Annotated in this window: 19 protein-coding genes; 8 read left to right on the forward strand and 11 right to left on the reverse strand. The window is 64.8% G+C overall.

Annotated elements, in window-relative coordinates; translation table 11 throughout:
- The first annotated feature begins 61 nt into the window (after positions 1 to 61).
- The gene (locus AB4851_RS04925; RefSeq protein ID WP_414448676.1) at positions 62 to 526 is read left to right on the forward strand and encodes a universal stress protein; all 465 of its coding nucleotides are present in this window, start codon (positions 62 to 64) and stop codon (positions 524 to 526) included.
- Between the two features lie 133 nt (positions 527 to 659).
- Positions 660 to 1,406 (forward strand): fumarate/nitrate reduction transcriptional regulator Fnr, encoded by a 747-nt coding sequence (gene fnr / locus AB4851_RS04930; RefSeq protein ID WP_414448677.1) that lies wholly within the window; start codon positions 660 to 662, stop codon positions 1,404 to 1,406.
- 106 nt (positions 1,407 to 1,512) lie between these two features.
- Here fnr and AB4851_RS04935 read toward each other — a convergent pair whose 3' ends face one another.
- Positions 1,513 to 2,403: a LysR family transcriptional regulator ArgP gene (locus tag AB4851_RS04935; protein ID WP_414440668.1), complete on the reverse strand. Its 891-nt coding sequence runs from the start codon at positions 2,401 to 2,403 to the stop codon at positions 1,513 to 1,515.
- Positions 2,404 to 2,504: 101 nt separating this feature from the next.
- Between AB4851_RS04935 and AB4851_RS04940 the strand changes: the two genes are divergently transcribed.
- Positions 2,505 to 3,128, forward strand: a complete 624-nt coding sequence (locus tag AB4851_RS04940) for a LysE/ArgO family amino acid transporter (RefSeq protein WP_414448678.1) — start codon at positions 2,505 to 2,507, stop codon at positions 3,126 to 3,128.
- A gap of 93 nt (positions 3,129 to 3,221) precedes the next feature.
- Here AB4851_RS04940 and AB4851_RS04945 read toward each other — a convergent pair whose 3' ends face one another.
- Positions 3,222 to 3,926, reverse strand: a complete 705-nt coding sequence (locus AB4851_RS04945; protein ID WP_414448679.1) for an SDR family oxidoreductase — start codon at positions 3,924 to 3,926, stop codon at positions 3,222 to 3,224.
- Between the two features lie 378 nt (positions 3,927 to 4,304).
- Positions 4,305 to 4,514 carry a hypothetical protein gene (locus tag AB4851_RS04950; RefSeq protein ID WP_414448680.1) on the reverse strand — a complete coding sequence of 70 codons (210 nt, stop codon included), beginning with the start codon at positions 4,512 to 4,514 and terminating at the stop codon, positions 4,305 to 4,307.
- Between the two features lie 103 nt (positions 4,515 to 4,617).
- Between AB4851_RS04950 and AB4851_RS04955 the strand changes: the two genes are divergently transcribed.
- Positions 4,618 to 5,499, forward strand: coding sequence for a LysR substrate-binding domain-containing protein (locus AB4851_RS04955; RefSeq protein ID WP_414440663.1), 882 nt, complete (start codon positions 4,618 to 4,620; stop codon positions 5,497 to 5,499).
- 12 nt (positions 5,500 to 5,511) lie between these two features.
- On the opposite strand, the gene kdgR is transcribed toward AB4851_RS04955, so the two are convergent.
- The 5 genes from kdgR to AB4851_RS04980 all read right to left on the reverse strand — a co-directional run bounded on the left by kdgR (position 5,512) and on the right by AB4851_RS04980 (position 9,863).
- Positions 5,512 to 6,372 (reverse strand): DNA-binding transcriptional regulator KdgR, encoded by an 861-nt coding sequence (gene kdgR / locus AB4851_RS04960; RefSeq protein WP_414440662.1) that lies wholly within the window; start codon positions 6,370 to 6,372, stop codon positions 5,512 to 5,514.
- An 86-nt stretch (positions 6,373 to 6,458) separates the two neighbouring features.
- Positions 6,459 to 7,496 (reverse strand): alpha/beta hydrolase, encoded by a 1,038-nt coding sequence (locus AB4851_RS04965; protein WP_414448681.1) that lies wholly within the window; start codon positions 7,494 to 7,496, stop codon positions 6,459 to 6,461.
- Between the two features lie 69 nt (positions 7,497 to 7,565).
- Positions 7,566 to 7,991, reverse strand: a complete 426-nt coding sequence (locus AB4851_RS04970) for an organic hydroperoxide resistance protein (RefSeq protein ID WP_414440660.1) — start codon at positions 7,989 to 7,991, stop codon at positions 7,566 to 7,568.
- A gap of 224 nt (positions 7,992 to 8,215) precedes the next feature.
- Positions 8,216 to 8,782 (reverse strand): TetR/AcrR family transcriptional regulator, encoded by a 567-nt coding sequence (locus tag AB4851_RS04975; protein ID WP_414440659.1) that lies wholly within the window; start codon positions 8,780 to 8,782, stop codon positions 8,216 to 8,218.
- Positions 8,783 to 8,945: 163 nt separating this feature from the next.
- A complete protein-coding gene (locus AB4851_RS04980; RefSeq protein ID WP_414448682.1) occupies positions 8,946 to 9,863 on the reverse strand; it encodes a LysR family transcriptional regulator in 918 nt (305 codons plus the stop codon).
- 160 nt (positions 9,864 to 10,023) lie between these two features.
- Here AB4851_RS04980 and AB4851_RS04985 point away from each other — a divergent pair, with 160 nt between their 5' ends.
- A complete protein-coding gene (locus AB4851_RS04985) occupies positions 10,024 to 10,971 on the forward strand; it encodes a carbon-nitrogen hydrolase family protein (RefSeq protein ID WP_414440657.1) in 948 nt (315 codons plus the stop codon).
- 166 nt (positions 10,972 to 11,137) lie between these two features.
- Here the strand turns inward: AB4851_RS04985 and AB4851_RS04990 are convergent, their stop codons facing one another.
- From AB4851_RS04990 to AB4851_RS05000, 3 genes are all read right to left on the reverse strand, one after another.
- On the reverse strand, positions 11,138 to 12,145 hold the full coding sequence (locus tag AB4851_RS04990; protein WP_414448683.1) for a S8 family serine peptidase: 1,008 nt from the start codon (positions 12,143 to 12,145) through the stop codon (positions 11,138 to 11,140).
- A complete protein-coding gene (locus tag AB4851_RS04995) occupies positions 12,106 to 13,071 on the reverse strand; it encodes a protease pro-enzyme activation domain-containing protein (protein WP_414448684.1) in 966 nt (321 codons plus the stop codon). Before AB4851_RS04995 ends, AB4851_RS04990 begins: the two co-directional genes overlap by 40 nt.
- A gap of 283 nt (positions 13,072 to 13,354) precedes the next feature.
- The gene (locus tag AB4851_RS05000; protein WP_414448685.1) at positions 13,355 to 14,344 is read right to left on the reverse strand and encodes a LysR family transcriptional regulator; all 990 of its coding nucleotides are present in this window, start codon (positions 14,342 to 14,344) and stop codon (positions 13,355 to 13,357) included.
- Between the two features lie 195 nt (positions 14,345 to 14,539).
- Here AB4851_RS05000 and AB4851_RS05005 point away from each other — a divergent pair, with 195 nt between their 5' ends.
- The 3 genes from AB4851_RS05005 to AB4851_RS05015 all read left to right on the forward strand — a co-directional run bounded on the left by AB4851_RS05005 (position 14,540) and on the right by AB4851_RS05015 (position 17,895).
- Positions 14,540 to 15,220 (forward strand): class II aldolase/adducin family protein, encoded by a 681-nt coding sequence (locus tag AB4851_RS05005; protein WP_414448686.1) that lies wholly within the window; start codon positions 14,540 to 14,542, stop codon positions 15,218 to 15,220.
- Between the two features lie 51 nt (positions 15,221 to 15,271).
- Entirely contained in the window at positions 15,272 to 16,636 is a 1,365-nt protein-coding gene (locus tag AB4851_RS05010; protein WP_414448687.1) for an MFS transporter, read from the forward strand.
- Positions 16,637 to 16,752: 116 nt separating this feature from the next.
- Complete coding sequence (locus tag AB4851_RS05015) at positions 16,753 to 17,895, forward strand: porin (protein ID WP_414448688.1); 1,143 nt, start codon at positions 16,753 to 16,755, stop codon at positions 17,893 to 17,895.
- Positions 17,896 to 18,071: the final 176 nt, after the last annotated feature.

An 18,071-nucleotide genomic window follows, 5' to 3' on the forward strand; every position in this document is an offset into this window, starting at 1 on the left:
GCGCCTGCACGACACGTCCGGCGCAGGCCGGACGATTCCCTTACCGCACCCCGGAGCCATCATGTATCAGCGCATCTTCGTCGCCGTCGACGGCAGTGAAACCTCGCGTCATGCATTCGATTCCGCGCTTGCGCTCGCGCGCTCCGAACGCGCCACGCTGCGCGCGTTCTACGCGATCGAAAACGCCGCGCTCTATTACAACGTGCCGGGCTACGACCCGTCGGTGCTGCGCCAGCAACTGATCGCGCAGGGCGGCGACCTGACCCAGGAATTCGCGCGCCTGATCGCCGCGGCCGGCGTGCAGGGCGACGTGATCACCGGCGAGGCCACCACACTGGCCGACGTCGCGTCGCTGATCCTCGACGCCACCAAGGAATACGGCGCCGACCTGCTGGTGCTCGGCACGCACGGCCGTCGCGGCTTCAAGCGGCTGGTGCTCGGCAGCATCGCCGAGCAATGCATCCGGCAGGCCACGTTGCCGGTTTTGCTGATCCCGACGGCCGCCGCGCATCAGGACGACGCATAAGACAATTCGGAAAATTGATTGCTTTGCCGTGGCGCAACGGGAATGCACGCTGCGTCGCGGCGTTTTGCCGCTCAGTTCGGGGAAACCCCGGTGGGAAAATGTTTCGGTTGTGATTTCTTGAGCGAGCACCACCATGCTGACCCCCATCACGCGGCAACCCGCCCGCCCCCGCTCCACCACCTCCTGGGCACCTCACCAGGCCGCCCATTGCTCGACCTGTTCGATGCGCCATCTCTGCATGCCACAGGGCCTCAGCAACGAGGCGGTCGAGCGCCTCGAATCGGTCATCGGCGCCGCGCGTCCGGTGCGCCGTGGCGAAACGCTGTTCCGTGAAGGCGATATGTTCGACAGCCTCTATGCGGTGCGCTCCGGTGCACTGAAAACCGTCGCCACGCGCCAGGATGGCCGCGAGCAGGTGGCCGGCCTGCACCTCGCCGGTGAGGCGCTCGGCTTCGACGGCATCGCCGGCGATCAGCATCCGCGCACTGCCGTCGCGCTGGAAGACAGCACCGTGTGCGTGATCCCCTACTCGCCGTTGCGTTCGTTGTGCACCGAAGCCAGCACGCTGCAGGCGCGCGTGCTCAAGCTGATGAGCGAACAGATCGTGCGCGAAACGTCCCAATCCGTGCTGCTCGGCTCGCTGAATGCCGACGAACGCGTGGCGGCCTTCCTGATCGACATCTCCTCGCGCTATCGGCTGCGCGGCTACTCGTCGTCCGAATTCAACCTGCGCATGACGCGCGAGGAAATCGGCAGCTACCTCGGCATCACGCTCGAAACGGTCAGCCGCACGCTGTCGAAGTTCCAGCGCGCCGGCCTGCTGTCGATGCAAGGCCGCATCGTGCGCGTGCTCGATTTCGACGGGCTGCGCGCCGTCTGAAAGCGGCCGTGCATCACGGCTTCATCGGTTGTCCTCAGCAATACCGCGCGGCGCCCTTCGGGGCGCCGTGTCGTTGCATCACCGCCGTCGCGCGCATCGATCGATATCAATCGAGCCAGCGCGCCGCCTCGGTCTTCAAGGCCCGACTGAATTCGTCGAGCCAGCCGATCGACAGCCGCCAGCTTTGCCAGTAAAGCTCCACGTCGATGCTGCGTCCTGCCGACAAATCGATCATCTCGCCCGCCGCCACCTGCCGCTCGATCATCCGATCAGGGCACATGCCCCAGCCCAGCCCCGTCTCGCACGCGCGCAAATAACCGGCCACGTGCGGAATCCAGTGCTTCGGCGGATCGAGATCGGCGCGCGTGGCGCGGCGGATGAAGCGCGATTGCAGGCTGTCCTTCGGGCTGAACGTCACGCACGGCGCGCGGCGCAGCGCATCGCGCGTGAGGCCGTCCGAGAAATAGCGCGCATGGAATTCGGGCGAGCAAACCGCGTGATAGCGGATGCTGCCGAGCCGCGTCGAGCGGCAGCCCTGAATCGGCTCGGCCTGCGCGGTCACGGCGCCCTGCACGCTGCCGTCGCGAATCCGCTCGGCCGTGTAATCCTGATCGTCGATCACCAGATCGAGCAGCGTGCCGCTTTGCGAGCAGAACGGGCCGACCGCATCGATGAACCAGGTCGCCACGCTGTCGTCGTTCACCGCGATCCGCAAGGTCGGCCACGCGCCGCCGATGCCCGGCAACTCGGGCGCCTGGCCCGACAGCTCCGCCTCCAGCAACTGCACGCGCTCGGTATGGCGGCACAGCAGCGCGCCCGAGGTGGTCGCCACGCACGGCTGCCCGCGCTTGACCAACACTGCGCCGACGCGCTCCTCCAGCAGCTTGATGCGCTGCGAGACGGCCGACGGCGACACATTCAGGTCCTTCGCCGCGCGTTCGAACGATCCGTGCCGGATCACCGCCGCCAGCGCGTCGAGCAACGCATAGTCGAGCATGAGTTTTCCTTCATCCACATTAGGGAAATTAGCTTTTCTTAGCCATACCGAAGCCGCAGACTAGCGCCATCCGAAGCCCAAGTCTACTGTCCCTTATCTATATGAACTGGATCGCCTTCTCCCACGGCGTGGCGCTGTGCGCCTCGCTGATCGTCACCATCGGTGCGCAGAACGCCTATGTCTTGCGCCAGGGTATTCAGCGCGCGCACGTCGGCAAGATCGTCGTGCTCTGCACGCTCTCCGACATGCTGCTGATCGCGGCCGGCGTCGGCGGCGCCTCGGCGCTGGTGGTGCGTTACCCGACCTTCATCCACGGCGTGCTCTACGCCGGGCTCGCCTATCTGGCGTGGTTCGGCCTGAGCGCGCTGCGGCGCGCGCTGAAGCCCGGCCATGCCACGCTCGACACCGGCGCGGCCGGCGGCGTCGCGCCGCCGCCGCAAAGCGCATGGACGGTGATCGTCGCGACGCTCGCGCTGACCTGGCTCAATCCGCACGTCTATCTCGACACGTTCCTGCTGATCGGCACGGCCGGCGCGCGCGAAGCCGAAGGCACGCGCTCGGCCTTCGCGGTGGGCGCGATGGTGGTCAGCCTGGTGTGGTTCGTCGGCCTGGGCTACGGTGCGCGCCTGCTGGCGCCGTGGTTCAAGAAGGCGATCGCGTGGCGCCTGCTCGACGGCGCGATCGGCGGGATGGTGCTGTGCCTGGCGGCCGTGCAGTTGCGTTGATGTTCTCTTGCGGCGCCACGTACGCAGCCCCAAACGACAACGCCGGCGCGCGCACGAGGCGCCGCCGGCGTGGTCAATGCGACACGAGCTGGTTTATTGCGAGCGGACGATCCCGCCATCCACGCGAATGTTCTGCCCGGTGATGTAACCGGCGCCGTCCGACAGCAGGAACGCCACCGTCTTCGCGATTTCCTGCGTCTTGCCGAAGCGGCCGGCCGGAATCCGCGCAACGATTTCCGGCGTTTCCGGCCAACTGTCGATGAAGCCCGGCAGCACCGAGTTGATGCGGATGTTCTCGCTGGCGTAGCGGTCTGCGTAGAGCTTGGTGAACGAACTGAGCGCGGCGCGCAGCGCCGACGACACCGGCATCGACTGCTCGGGCGCGTCGGCCGCGAAGCTCGAAATGTTGACCACCGCGCCGCCGCCCTGCTTCTGGAACACCGGCGTCACGCGGCGCAGCACGCGCGCCACGTTCAGCACGATCAGATCGAGGCCGAGATGCCACTGCGCATCCTCGACGGCCAGCAGGTCGCCCTTGGGCGGATGGCCGGTGTTGTTGACCACGGCGTCGATGCGGCCGTACTTCGCCAACGTGCCTGTGACCAGCCGCTCGATGTCGGCGTCCTCGGTCACCGAGCCGGCCAGCCCGAAGCCGCCCAGTTCCTCGGCCAGACGCACGGCGCTGCCCGACGGCGACATCAATGCCACGCGATAGCCTTGCGCGGCCAGTTCGCGGGCGATTTCGGCCCCCATGCCCTTGCCGGCGGCCGTGACGAGCGCAACTTTCTGTGCAGACATGATTTCTCCCGAGATTCCGAATGAATGGGAGGCGGCCGATACGGCCGCCTCGTGCAATCGGCACTGTAGGACGGCACGGCGCGCGTGTCGAATCATCAAATCTGCGTCGATTCAGTAGATTTTCTACTGTCTTTCCGATTTTTAATCCTGCCAATTCGTGCTGAATCGGCAATCTCGTCGACAATTTTTCTACAGCCTACAACCTCCCCTGGCCGACCAGCGGCGATACCGGCACGTCAGGCAGGCATCCGCGATGCTGCTGGCGGATCAGTGCGCCGACCGGCCAGACCTGCGCGCGGCGCCTGCTCGGCGAACTGGCCGGCGCGCCATTGGCAGGGCTGGATCGCAAAACCGGCACGGCCTGAGCGAGCTCGGACCTTACAGGCCGCGCCGAGGCCAGTTGCGGAACGAGACGATCGCGAAACTCACGGCGATCGAGCCGCTTGCCGCCGGCTGCGATGCCTCGCTCTCGACCGTCGCGAATCGCCCTCGCGCACGCTTGCCGGCCGGCGATGCAGGCTGCACCGGCAGCGCATCCGGCATCGCTTCGTCGGCGGGGCAACAGGGGTTCGGGCGTCGGGCACGCATCGCGGTTCCTTTCCGGCATGCCGGCATCGAAAGAGATGTCATTGAACGCGTTCGCCATCGATCCGTAAAATGAATGTTTCGATCGATCCGATAACCCAGCGGAATGGAACTGAAACTACTGCGTGCCTTTCTGACCGTCGCCGAACTGCGCCATTTCGGGCGCGCCGCCGACGCGTTGCACCTGAGCCAGCCGGCACTGAGCAAGCAGATCGGCGCGCTCGAAACGAGCGTGGGCGGCCGGCTGTTCGAGCGCGGCCGCCACGGCGCGGAGCTGACGACGTTCGGCGAAACCTTCGTGACCGACGCGCAATCGCTGGTGCGCGATGCCGACGAGATCCTCGCGCGCGCCCGCGAAACCAGCGGCGGCAAGCGCGGGCATCTGCGCATCGGCATCTGTTTGTCGGTGCTGACGCTGGTGCCGCCGCTGATCGCCGAATTCCGGCGCCAACATCCGCTGGTGTCGATCACGCTCAGCGATCTGTCGTCGGCGGAGCAGACGCGGCGCATGCTGGCCGGCAAGCTGGAGGCGGGGTTCCTGCGGCTGCCGTCGGCGCCGGGCCTGGCTTCGTTCGGTGTCCTGGACGAACGGCTCGCGCTGGCCTTGCCGCCGCAATGGCAGCAAGTGAAGGTGCCCGCGCAACTCGACGCGCTCAACGATCTCGGTTTCGTGATGCTGCAGCGCTCGCGCGGCGCGGGCCTCGCGGCGCAGGTGGACCGCTGGTGCCGCGCGCGCGGCTTCGTGCCGAACGTGAGCCAGCAGGCGGAGGATGTGCAATCGGTGTTGGCGTCGGTGGCCGCGGGAGCCGGCGTGGCGTTCATCCCGTCGGGCGCGCGGCATTTGCTGCGCGACGCCACCGTGCAGGAGCTACGTGATCGCGATGCGAAATGGCGCGTGGGCCTCGGCTGGCCCGAGGCGCGTCACGATGCCGTGACGGCGCGCTTCGTGTCGTTCATGCGCGGTGCGCTGCGTAAAACAGCGGCCTGACGACGCGCGCGTTCAGCGCGGCGCGCCCGGCTTCGGCCCCGGCCACTCGCCGCGATAGCCGATCCGCGCCGAAATCGCCTGCCCCGCCTCGCGCAGCAGCGCGACGTAATGCGTGGTGGTGTTCGCGCCGCAGCGGATCGTCGGAAACGAAATCGACAAGCCCGCCACCGCATTGCCGAAGCGGTTGAAGATCGGCGCCGCGAGGCAGCGCAGCCCCTCCTCCTGTTCTTCGTCATCCTCACCATAGCCTTGCCGGCGCACCTGCGGCAGCACCGCCAGCAAGGCCTCGGCCGAGGCCAGCGTGCGCGGCGTGGACAGCTTGAACTCCACGCGCGCGAGCGTTTCGCGTTGTTCGTCCTCGGGCATCCAGGCCAGCAGCACCTTGCCGATCGCGGTGCTGTGCAGCGGATTGCGGCGCCCCACGCGCGATTGCATGCGCAGGCCGTAATCGGCGTCGATCTTGTGGATGTAGATGATGGCGTCCTCGTCGAGCGCGCCCAGATGGATCGCCTCGCGCGTGGTGGCCGCGATGCGCCGCATCTCCAGATCGGCCTCGCGCACCAGATCCACGCTCTCCAGCGCCTTTGCGCCGAGTTCGAACAGGCGGATGCCGAGGCGGTAACGTTCGGTGCCGGCCTCGCGCACCACGTAACCGAGCGTGTCGAGCGTGTGCAGCAGCCGCTGCACGGCCGTGCGCGACATGCCCAGTTGCAGCGACAGCTCGGCCGCGTCGCACGCGCCGCGCGCACCGACGGCCGACAGGATCGTGAAGACCTTGCCGACCGCCGCAACCGATTCCGTGCGCTCGCCGCCGGCCTCTGCAGGCGCGGCGGCGTCGGGGCCGGCGCCGCGCGATTCAGGCGTTGATTTCATGGCGGGCATCCGTGAGATTCGAAACCGCCAAGGATAGCCTGTCGCGCGGCCCCTGCGTCAAGGTGCAGGGGGCAATGCGATACCGCTCAGTTCAGGCGCGCCTTCAACTGGTCCGCCATCGCCTTCATCGCCGAGCGGGTCGCCGGGTCTTCGGCCAGGGCGTTCAGCAATCCGAAATCATGGATCGTGCCGTTGTAGCGGGTGGTGGTCGCTTCCACGCCGGCCGCATCGAGCTTGCGGCCGTAGGCTTCGCCTTCGTCGCGCAGCACGTCGAATTGCGCGACTTCGATCAGCGCCGGCGGCAGGCCCTTGAGCTCATCCGTCGAGGCGCGCAGCGGCGAGGCGTAGATTTCGTTGCGCTGGGCTTCCTGCTTCGTATAGGCATCCCAGAACCACTTCATCATCGGCCGCGTCAGGAAGTGATCCTTCTGATACGCGAGATACGAGCCGTCGTTGAAGTTGTGATCCGTCACCGGCCAGAGCAGGCCCTGGAAGCGGATCGCCGGGCCGCTCTTGTCCTTTGCCATCAACGCCACCACCGTCGCCATGTTGCCGCCCACGCTATTGCCCACCACCGCCAGGCGGCTGCCGTCCACGCCGATTTCATCGCCGTGCGCGGCCACCCACTTCGTTGCTGCGTACGCCTGATTGATCGCCACCGGATAGCGCGCTTCCGGCGACGGCGTGTAGTTGACGAACACCGCCACCGCACCCGATTGCACCACGAGGTCACGCACCAGGCGTTCATGCGTCGGGAAGTCGCCGAGAATCCAGCCGCCGCCGTGGAAGAACATGAACACCGGCAGCGTGCCCTTCACGCCTTCCGGACGCACGATCGTGACCGGCACGCTGAGGCCGTCCTGCTCGATCGTGCGGTTCGTCACCTCGATGCCCGACAGATCCACCTTCACGCTGTTCTGCGCACCCACCAGCACCTGCCGCGCCTTTTCGGGCGACAGCGTTTCGAGGCCCGGCCCTTTCGAGCCGTTCAGTGCCGCGAGGAAGCGGCTCGTGACCGCATCCGGTTGATTGGCCGGCACGGCCGGGTTGGCCGGGCCGGCGGCGAAGGCGGAGGTGGCGGCGGCGATCGCGGTGGCGATCAGGGCGAATTTGACGATCTTCATGATGGATTCCTCAGCAATATGGGTGACGATGGCGATGGCGTAATGGTGAACAGCGTGTGCGGACGGCGCTCAGACCAGCGTGAGCGTGACGTCGATGTTGCCGCGCGTGGCGTTCGAGTACGGGCAGACGATGTGCGCCTTCTCGATCAGCGCCTGGGCGGCTTCGCGCTCCATGCCCGGCAACGCGATCTTCAGTTCCACCTCGATGCCGAAGCCGTTCGGGATCGCGCCGATACCCACGCTGCCGTCGATCGCCACGTCGGCCGGGATCTTGATCTTGTCGCGCGCCGCGACAAACTTCATCGCGCCGAGGAAACATGCGCTGTAGCCGGCGGCGAACAGTTGTTCCGGGTTCGCGCCTTCGCCGCCCGCGCCGCCGAGCTCGCGCGGCGTGACCAGCTTGAAATCGAGCTTGCCTTCGGGCACCACGGCACGGCCGTCGCGGCCGCCGGTTGCGTGAGCGTGGGCACGGTAGAGAACGTTTTCGATCGACATGATGGGCTCCTGATTCCTGATGAGTAAGTGAACGGTTTTTAAATCTATCTACTACAAGGTAGACATAACAGCTCAAAAAATGCAGACCGGGTGGCCTGCGCTGGGTGTTGCGAACGACGTGTCCTGCTGGTGTTGCCCGCCAATTTTATCTACTCATAGATAGATAACCGGCTTCAATAAAAAGGCGGTGGACCGCCTTGTGTCTTCTTGTGTGACCTCCGCCGTCAGGCGCGTGCTTTCCACGCCTTTTCGACTTCATCCAGCCGTGCCTTCTGCTGGAACAACCGGCTTGCCAGCACCGCGCCCTGATAGGCCGCGTACAGCGTGCGGGCCGCGTGCTCCGGCTTGCCGCTGAATGCCAGCGTGCCTTCCTTCGCCCCTTGCGCCAGCAGTGCCGCCAACCAGCGCTCGTTCGCGCTGAAGAAGGCCTGCACGGCGTGCCGCACCGTTTCCGGCAAGGATTCGATGTCGGCTGCCAGCATGCCGCACAGGCAGATGAGGTTGCCATCGCCGAGCGTCTTGCCGAACAGCCTGGTGTAGCGGCTCAGCTTTGCGTCCGCGGCCAGCGAAGCATCGATCGTATCGATGCCGGCCATCACACGCTCGCTGTACTGCTGCACCGCTTCGAGCACCAGGTCGTCCTTCGCGGGGAAGTAGTAGTGGATGCTCGACGTCTTCACACCCACCCGCTCGGACAGATCGCGGTAGCTGAAACCGTTGAAGCCGCGCAGCATGATCAGCTCGATCGCGTGCTCCAGCAGTTGGTCTCGGACGGGTGTTTTCGTTTCCATGGGTCGTAATATATCTACTGGAAGGTAGATGGTCAAGGGGGTGTTGGAAATTTTTTTGGGGGAGCCACACATAGGGTGACAGAGTATGTGCGACTGGCCACACAGTTGTGCACCTGGATACTGCGAAAGCGAGTTTCACCGTCTCACCCGTCGCTTGCCGAACTTACGAACCCGATAGCCTTTCCGTCAACCAATCGATCATGGCCCGCACCTTCAGCGGCAGGAAGCGGTTACGCGGATACAGCAGCCAGACCGGACCGCTGTAGACGCGCGGTTCGAACGACCAGTCGGACAGCACTTGCCGCAACGAGCCCTCACGCAGGAAATCCTTGACGGCATAATCCGGCAGGCTGGCGATGCCCCAGCCCGACAAGGTGGCGTCGGTTCGCGCGCTCACGTCGTTGACGATGTAGCGCCCGTGAACTTCCACGGTATGCATTTGCGTGCCGCGCCGAAAAATCCATTTGCCGTCGTTGGCGTGATCGCCAAGCTGCAAGCAATCGTGCTGACGCAGCGCCTCGGGTTCTTCCGGTATCCCTCGCTCATGCAAGTAAGCAGGCGATGCGCAGAGCAGCCAACGTACGGTGCCGAGCTGGCGCGCGATTAAACCCGGCGGCGGCGTGGGTGTGGGCCGAAGCACGAGATCGATCGGATCGCGCACCGGATCGACCTCGCGATCCTCGAAAAACAACTGGACTTGAACCCGGGGGTGTACGCGCAGAAACCCATCGATCAACGGATGCACCACGCTCTTGGCGTAGGCAATCGGCGCGCTGACACTGACCCGGCCGTGTGCCTCGGCGCTGAGATGCCCGGCGGTATCGACCGCATCGGCGGCCGAGTGAACCATGTTGTGGCAGTAGTGATAAACCTGCGTACCGGATTCGGTCAGGCGGAGGCTGCGCGTCGAGCGTTCCAGCAGCTTGACGCCGAGCGCCCGCTCGAGCCGCTGCATTTGGCGGCTTACTGTCGAGGGCGTGGTACCCAGCAGCCGCGCGGCCGACGAGAAATTGCCGGCCTCGACCACGGAAGCGAAGGTGGCCAGATCGGGCAACAGAGAATGCAGCTCACTTGGGGTCATCGGTAGGCGGCCGTGTCATGGGGGCTCATTTGTGCATTTCAAACATAAATCCTGTTCCGGCCCGGGGGATTATCGCGATACGAATCGATGATGACAATGCAAATCAGTCAAAACGTGCATAAGTCAAAGGAGGGAAATTGCGATGTCGGATAGAGATGGCTTGACCGTCGGCTTGGCGCAGATCGCGCCGATTTGGCTCCAGCGCGAGGCCACCCTGGCCAAGGTGGAGGATTGGATCGGCCGCGCAGCGCAGGCGGGCTGCGGCTTCGTGGCCTTCGGTGAAGCCTTGGCGCCCGGCTATCCTTTTTGGATCGAACACACGGATGGCGCGCGCTTCGAGTCGCCGCTTCAGAAGGAAATTCATGCGCACTATCTGGACCAGGCCGTTCAAGTGGAGGCAGGACATTTAGCCGGTGTCTGCGCCGCCGCCGCGCGGCATAAGATTGCCGTCATGCTCGGCGTGATCGAACGCCCCTTGGACCGGGGCGGCCACAGTGTTTATTGCTCGCGCGTGCATATCGGCGCCGATGGCCGGATCGCCTCGGTGCATCGAAAATTGTTGCCGACTTACGAAGAACGCTTGAGCTGGGCGCCGGGTGACGGCCACGGGCTGCAAACCCACCCGGTCGGGCCGTTCATGGTGGGCGGCCTGAATTGCTTCGAGAATTGGATGCCGCTCTCGCGTGCGGCGCTCTACGCGCAAGGCGAGGATCTGCACGTTGCCCTCTGGCCAGGCAATGTGCGCAATACGGAGAGCACGACACGCTTTCTGGCGCGAGAAGGACGCAGCTACGTGCTTGCCGTAAGCGGTCTGCTCAGGCGCGAGGATGTGCCGTTGGACAGCCCCGTGGCGGCCATGCTGAACAACGAGCATTGCCCCGAAATGCCGGCCAATGGCGGGTCGTGCATCGCGGGACCGGACGGCGCCTGGGTGGTGGAGCCCGTCCAGGGACGAGAGGAGCTGATCGTCGCCACGCTGGATCATCGCGCGGTACGGCGTGAAAGGCAGAACTTCGATCTGGCTGGGCATTATGCACGCCCCGATGTCACGCGGCTGATCGTGGACCGCCGGCGCCAGAGCTTAGCGACCTTCGAGGATATGACCTGAGTCGAATCGTGCAGCCAAACTGCAAGTGAGTTCTCTTCTCCTATCGACCAAGGAGAACTCGACGAAGAAGCGGCACATCGACCAATCATCGATCAGCGGCGTTCAGCATTCCCTGCGCGGCCCACCCCGAGGCCACCTCAATGAGTAACCTCGGGGAATTACCGACTTACTTGAATAAGGCTGGATTGGCGTTGATATAGTTCGCCAAATTGCCCACATTGATGCTGCCCAAGCCGGAGACGGAATTAAAGCCCGTCGTCAAGGGGTAGCCGTAGTTAACGCCGTTCCAAGTCACACCGTTACCAGTGCCGTTTGCTCCGGCAGGCTTTACCTCGTTAAGCAGCGCGAACCGGTCGAGCCCTGAGAACGCCGTATAAAGCCCACGCGCGGGGAAACCGAGCCGATTTTTGTTCTGAGTCTGCAAGCGTGCGAGAAACCCTGCGAGGATCGGTGCAGACAGGCTGGTGCCGCCGTATTGTATCCGCTTGCCTTGCTCGATTACGAACACACCCGACTGCGGATCACCATCGAGCGAGACATCGGGTACCGTTCGCATACGAGAACCGCCATTAACACACTGTTGCCACGCGGGCGCGTTCTCTAAGTGGCTGATACCACCACCGCTTGCCCATACCGTATCCCAAATCTGGCTGCTTTCATTCCTCTGCAATCGGGGCGCCGTATTGCGGCCCAAGTACGTGTAGTTGTACCACCAGTTCATCGGCACTTCTTCCACATACTGGCTGTTAAAACGTGTATAGAGCGTAGTGGCCCCCACCGAAATCACATAAGGCGAGCTTGCCGGGTACTGGACGCTGTAGTTGGCGAGTTGGGCCGTTTCGACGTTGGTGTCGAGTATCGGCTGCTCGCCTGGATCTTGATGGAACAGTTTGTTGGCATTTGTACGCGAATAGACACCATTGTCACCGGAAGAAATCACGAAAGTTTGGCCCTGTGCAATGCCTTCCTGGAAGATTTCGTCCATCAACTGCTTCGCGGCCACGCCAAAAGTAAGTTCGTTGCCGCCGATCGACATGCTGATGATCTTTGCAGTGTTGTCCGAGACCGCACGGTTGAGCGCGACCGAGAGATCTTGCGGGGTCAATGAAGGGGCGTCATAGAGCAACAGGTTACTCACACCGCCGGAGACGCCGACAATGGTTTGGCTGTCCATGGCGTATTCATCGAGATCGTTGTTGCCGTCATAGTCCGACCGAAACGAGCCGGTCTGGATGATCTTCGTGTTGACGGGGGAAGATCGCTCAAGTTCGTGTAGGCACTCAAGTCGCTGACGACCTGTTGGATGTTGTCGCCAGCGCAAATCACGCCAACTGTCGTATCCGCACCGCTTGGCAGCTTGCCGGCGTGATAGATACCGACGAAGTCGCTCGGCCAATGGCCGGTCACGGAAGGAATAGCCCCCGCTGTCTCGGCCGACCGGCGCAGTTCCGCTGGTGACGGCACCGAATCATTGATGGGGTTGGGCGATCGCCGACCGTTTGTGTGCAGCAACGTGACATTGTCCAGCCCGATCACGCCGTCGACGATGGACGAGATCGAGGGCGGAAGCAGTGCTGCCGACGTATTCGCATGGACGGAGCGCCCATCATCCATGGCGAACACATGCATTCCAGTCTGAAAGGCGCTTTGAATGCTGGAGGAATTTCCTCGGGCGGAAACAAACAGCCTGTTTGGCGCGACTTCGATGCGCGTAAATCCGTGACGATTCAGATAATCCACAACACGCCGCACTTGATCGTCGCTTGGTGCATAAATTGAGCGAAATTCTTCGACACTGAGATGACGAGGCTTGCCATATCCAGAATCAGAAGTTAACGCATTTATCAGCTCATCAAATTGAGCCTTGTTGCGCAGCTTGAGTGGGAAAATAATTGGGAACGTGTCGGCAGATTTCGGCTCTGCGCCGTGGGCGAAGGCGAGCTCTTCGCGCATCGACAGGTTATGCTCCGCCGGGAAGCGCAGGGTTTGAGATGTCGAGTTATAAACTGCAGCAACTGATTGGTCCGCATGTGCAAACACCGGAAGCATAACGAGAGCCGCCATCTGCACGACGCGCAGGGGGAATTTTTTAATTTTCAATTAATTTCCTGCAATAAATAAAATTGTCTGGATTGGTGAGAAAGAAGGCTCAAAAAAATTTGAATAATGAAGAATCGGCGCCAGAGCGCGCGTGCCAGGCAGTGGACTGATTCGGTGCATGCATCGTTCGATCAGTTGGACTGATGGACCGTATTTTGGGCGAGAAGAATGAGCAAAGAATGAGCCGCCAGACGACCAAGATCGATTCAATGGATGATCGCCCGAGGGGCTCGTCAGGATTTCCTGTCGATTGCCGGCGCCCGGACCACCCAACCGCCTCGATTCAGGGAATACGCGGGCCGATCGGCAACAACGCGCCCAGGGCCTGCGCGGTCAGGTCCGCCTCGCGGCGCACCCAATCAAGAAATGCTCGAATGCTTTCACGTCCGGCCGCGCGTTCGGCCACGACCGCGTGATAGGCCACGCCCAGCGCCTCGGCCGGCGCGAACGGCGCGAGCAGCCGGCCGCTCTCCAGCGCGGCCAGCGCGAGCGCCGGGGAACTCGCCACCACGCCGAGCCCATCCGAAGCGGCTTCGATCGCGAACATCGCGTGCGAGAAATGCCGCCCGTCGGCATCGGGCGGCAGCGCCAGGCCGCGGCTATCGGCCCAGCGTTGCCAGAACGATTCGCCGCCATGCAACAGGCCGCGATCGTCGTGCAGCAAGGGCAGGCCGAACAGCCGCTGCGGCTCGGCCAGCAAGTCCGCCGAACACAAGGCCGGGCTCAACATCGGCGTAACACTCAGTGGCATCACGGCGGCCGCTTCCAGGCCGGGGTAACGGCCGTCGCCAAGCATCATGACCACGTCCACTTCCTCGGCCCATTGGTAGACGCTGTCGCGCTCGCTTTCGCTGCTCGTCCATGAATGCCCGAAGCCATGCATCCGCGAGATGAGATGCACATCGAGATCGGGACGATGCACCAGGAAGCGATGCAGGCGCGGCATCAGCCAGCGGTTGGCGAACGAGGGCGGGCTGCTGATGGTCAGCGTCTCCTTGTCGCGATAGTGGCTCAGTTGCAGCATCGACTCGCGCATCGCCTCGAAACTTTCGCGCAGCTTGGGCAGGCAGGCGCGCGCCGCCGGCGTCAGCGTCAGCCCCTTGCGGGTGCGCTCGAACAACTCGATGCCGAGGAATTCCTCGAGCACATGCACCTGGTGACTGACGGCGGCCGGCGTGACATTCAGCTCCTCGGCGGCTTGCCGGAAACTCAGGTGGCGAGCCGCCGATTCGAAGGTTCTCAGGGCATTCAGCGGTGGCAGGTAGTTTGGCATGGCGGTTCGTCAGGACAACATAAAAACATCGACGCGGCACACGAGAAATTCTTGTCGGGTCGGCAAGGATTTCTCGCGTGACGCCGGCAACGCGCATCGATAGGCTTCGCTCACCCTGCAACCCGACCCGGCAGCCCCGTGACCGATCTCACTCCTTCCCCTGCCCCCTCGCCCGAATTGCGGCACGAGCTGGTCATGGCGAACCGCATCCTCGCGCAACGCGGCGTACTCGATGCGTTCGGCCACGTCAGCGTGCGGGACCCGGCACGGCCCGAGCAGTTCCTGATCTCTCGCTCGCGCGCCGCGGAGCTGGTCGAACCCGACGACATCGTGGCCATGAATCTTGACGCAAGGCTGATGGACGGATATCGGGGAACACCCTATCTCGAAGCGCCGATCCACGCCGAGATCTATCGCGCGCGCCCCGACGTGATGGCGATCGTGCACAGCCATGCGCCGTCCGTGATTCCGTTCGCGGCCTCAACGGTTGCGCTCGCACCCGTTTATCACATGGCCGGTTTTCTCTCGAAGGGCGCGCCGGTATTCGATATCCGAACCTGCTTCGGCTGCACCGACATGCTGGTGCGCAACGGCGAGCAGGGCAAGGCGCTGGCGGCCTCGCTCGGCCAGGCCGCGGTCGCGCTGATGCGCGGGCACGGCTTCGTGACCACCGGCGAGACGCTGGCGGTGGCGGTCTATCGCGCGATCTATACCGATCTCAATGCGGCCTCGCAGCAGAAAGCGATCCAGTTGGGCGGCACCGTGACCTATCTCGACGAAGGCGAAGGACGGCTCGCCGACCAGACCAATATCGGCGTGATCGAAAAAGCCTGGAGCCTGTGGAAGCGCGAGGCGGAACGCTCGCGCCTCACGTGACGTGCCACCGCGACACACCAAACGACAACGACAACGACATCAGGAGACATCGTGAGCGAACACCCCGGCCCCTCGTTGGAAGAATTCATCGACGCGCGTCCGCTATCGGCCAGGCAGTTGCTGATTGCCGTGCTGTGTTTCCTGGCCGTGCTGCTCGACGGCTTCGACTCGATCCTGGTCGGCTTCATCGCGCCGTCGATTCGCGCGGCATGGCAGTTGTCGCCCGCGCAACTGGCGCCGCTGTTCGGCTCCGGCGTGGTGGGCCTGATGATCGGCGCGCTGGCGATCGGACCGCTGGCCGACCGCCATGGCCGCAAAACCGTGCTGGTGGCGAGCGTGGCCGCGTTCGGCTTGTTGACGCTGGTTTCGGCCGCCGCGCCGTCGCTGCCGGTGCTGATCGTGCTGCGTCTGCTGGCCGGGCTCGGGCTCGGCGCGGCGATGCCGGGCGCCATCACGCTGACCGCCGAATACTGCCCGCGCCGGCATCGCGCGATCGTGGTGACCGCGATGTTCTGCGGCTTCACCGGCGGTGCCGCGATCAGCGGCATGCTGGCCGCCTGGCTGATCGGCGACTTCGGCTGGCGGGCGGTGCTGGTGGCGGGCGGCGTGCTGCCGCTCGCGCTGGTCGTGGCGATGCTCGCGTACCTGCCCGAATCGGTGCGTTTCCTGGCCCTGCAGCCCGGCCGGCACGCCGCGATCGCGGCGATCCTGGCGCGCATCGCGCCGGCGGCGGATCTCGCTTCGTTGCGGCTGCCGTCGCGTGATCCCGCACCCGCTGCGCGCCCGACCCTGAAACGTCTGCTCGCCCCCGATATGCGCGGCGGCACGCTGCTGATCTGGGTGGTCTATGTGTCCAGCCTGCTGGTGCTGCTGTTCCTCAACAGTTGGCTGCCGACGCTGCTGCTCGGCATGGGCGTGCCGTTGGCCAAGGCCTCGATGCTGGCCGCCACGTTCCAGCTCGGCGGCACGTTCGGCGCGATCGCACTCGGCTACCTGATGGACCGCTACCGCGCCTGCCTGGTGCTGACAGCCGCCTTTCTCGCGGGGGCGCTCGCCCTGCTCGGCATCGATTCGATCGGCGCCGCCAGCGCAGCGTGGGTGCCCGTGCTGGTGCTGATCGGCATCGGTACGGGCGGCGCACAGACCGGCGCGCATGTGGTGACCACCAGCTTCTACGACACCGCCAGCCGTTCCACCGGCATGAGCTGGGCGCTCGGCGTCGGCCGCGTCGGGTCGGTGGTGGGCTCGATGTCCGGCGGCTACATGCTGGCCGGGCACTGGCCCAGCGGCGCGATGTTCGGCCTGATGGCGCTGTGCCTCGCCATCGCGGCTGCGGGCAGCTTCGCCCTGTCACGGCATCCGCGCCTGCGCGGCGGCTCGCCAGTGGCCGACACGCCGGCGACACGCTCGGCCTGAACCCCCTTTCGCCTTGCACGCACGCCGCGAGCGCTCGCGGCGTGGGGCGCGTCGCACCCGCCGCCAGAGCGGGGCGATGCACGCCCCAACCCACAACGACAACCCAGGAGGAGACGATGAAAGCAAAACACGCCCTGACGGGCGCCTTGATCGGCATGGCCGGCTGCTCGGCGGCCGTCGCGCAAAGCAGCGTCACGCTATACGGCATTCTCGATACCGGCGTCGAACTCGTCACGCATGCCGACAAGAACGGCGACCGCGTGGTGCGGATGCCGTCGATCACCGGCGAGCTGCCCTCGCGGTGGGGCGTACGCGGCGAGGAAGGGCTCGGTGGCGGCCTGTCCGCGGTATTCGATCTCGAGAGCGGCTTCAACGTCGCCTCGGGTTCCTCGAACCAGGGCGGACGCCTGTTCGGCCGGCAGGCCTGGGTCGGCATCAAGGGGCCGTTCGGCACCCTGAGCTTCGGTCGGCAATACACCATGACGCTCTGGGCGATACAGGATTCCGATCTGCTCGGCCCCGACATCTACGGCGGCCTCAGTTCGTTGGACCTCTACATTCCCAACGCGCGCAGCGACAACACCGTCGCCTGGAAAGGCACGTATCGCGGCGTGACGGCCGGCGCGACCTATTCGTTCGGGCGCGATTCCGGCGGCACCGGCAACTCGCCGGGGCAAGGCACCTGCGCCGGCCAGGTGGCCGGCAGCTTCGAGCCATGCCGCCAGTGGTCGGCGATGCTCCGTTACGACGCCAACGGATTCGGCGTGGCGGCCTCCTACGACGAGCAGCACGGCGGCACCGGTGCGGCTGCGAACTTCTTCGACGGCGTCGCGCCGGCCGCGCTCACCGCGCCCGGCGATGTGGATGCGCGCGCGCAACTGACCGGCTATGCCAATCTCGGCCCGGTGAAAGTGGGCGGCGGCTGGCTCGGACGACACGTCGAATTCCAGGGGCCGGCGCCGTCGACGGTGCGCTCGAACCTGTTCTATCTGACCGCCTCGTACTCGCTGCTGCCCGACCTCTCCTTCGACGGTGGCGTGTACCGCATCGTCAATGCCGCGCACGACACGCGCGGCACCATCGTGATGGGGCGCACCACCTACGCGCTGTCGAAGCAGACCGCCGTCTACCTGCAGGGCGGCTATCTGTTCAACAGCGCGCATGCGGCCTACACGATCAGCCAGGGCGGCGGCGGCACCACGCCCGCGCCCGGCATGGGACAACTGGGCCTGATGGTCGGGATGCGCCATTCGTTCTGATCGGGCGCGCTCGTCCTATCGAGGAGCATGCCGGCTCATACCACGAGCCGGCCCCCGCTGACCCGCTCTCCGTGCCTGGACACGCGCAGGCATGGCCGTGATGTTTCCGAGTTTGTGCAAGCATGCGCCAATACGAAAACTCATTTGTCGATTCACGACACGATTCGCCTCAGGCC

It is taken from the genome of Burkholderia sp. 22PA0099 (assembly GCF_047497165.1).
Classification (GTDB): Bacteria; Pseudomonadota; Gammaproteobacteria; order Burkholderiales; family Burkholderiaceae; genus Burkholderia.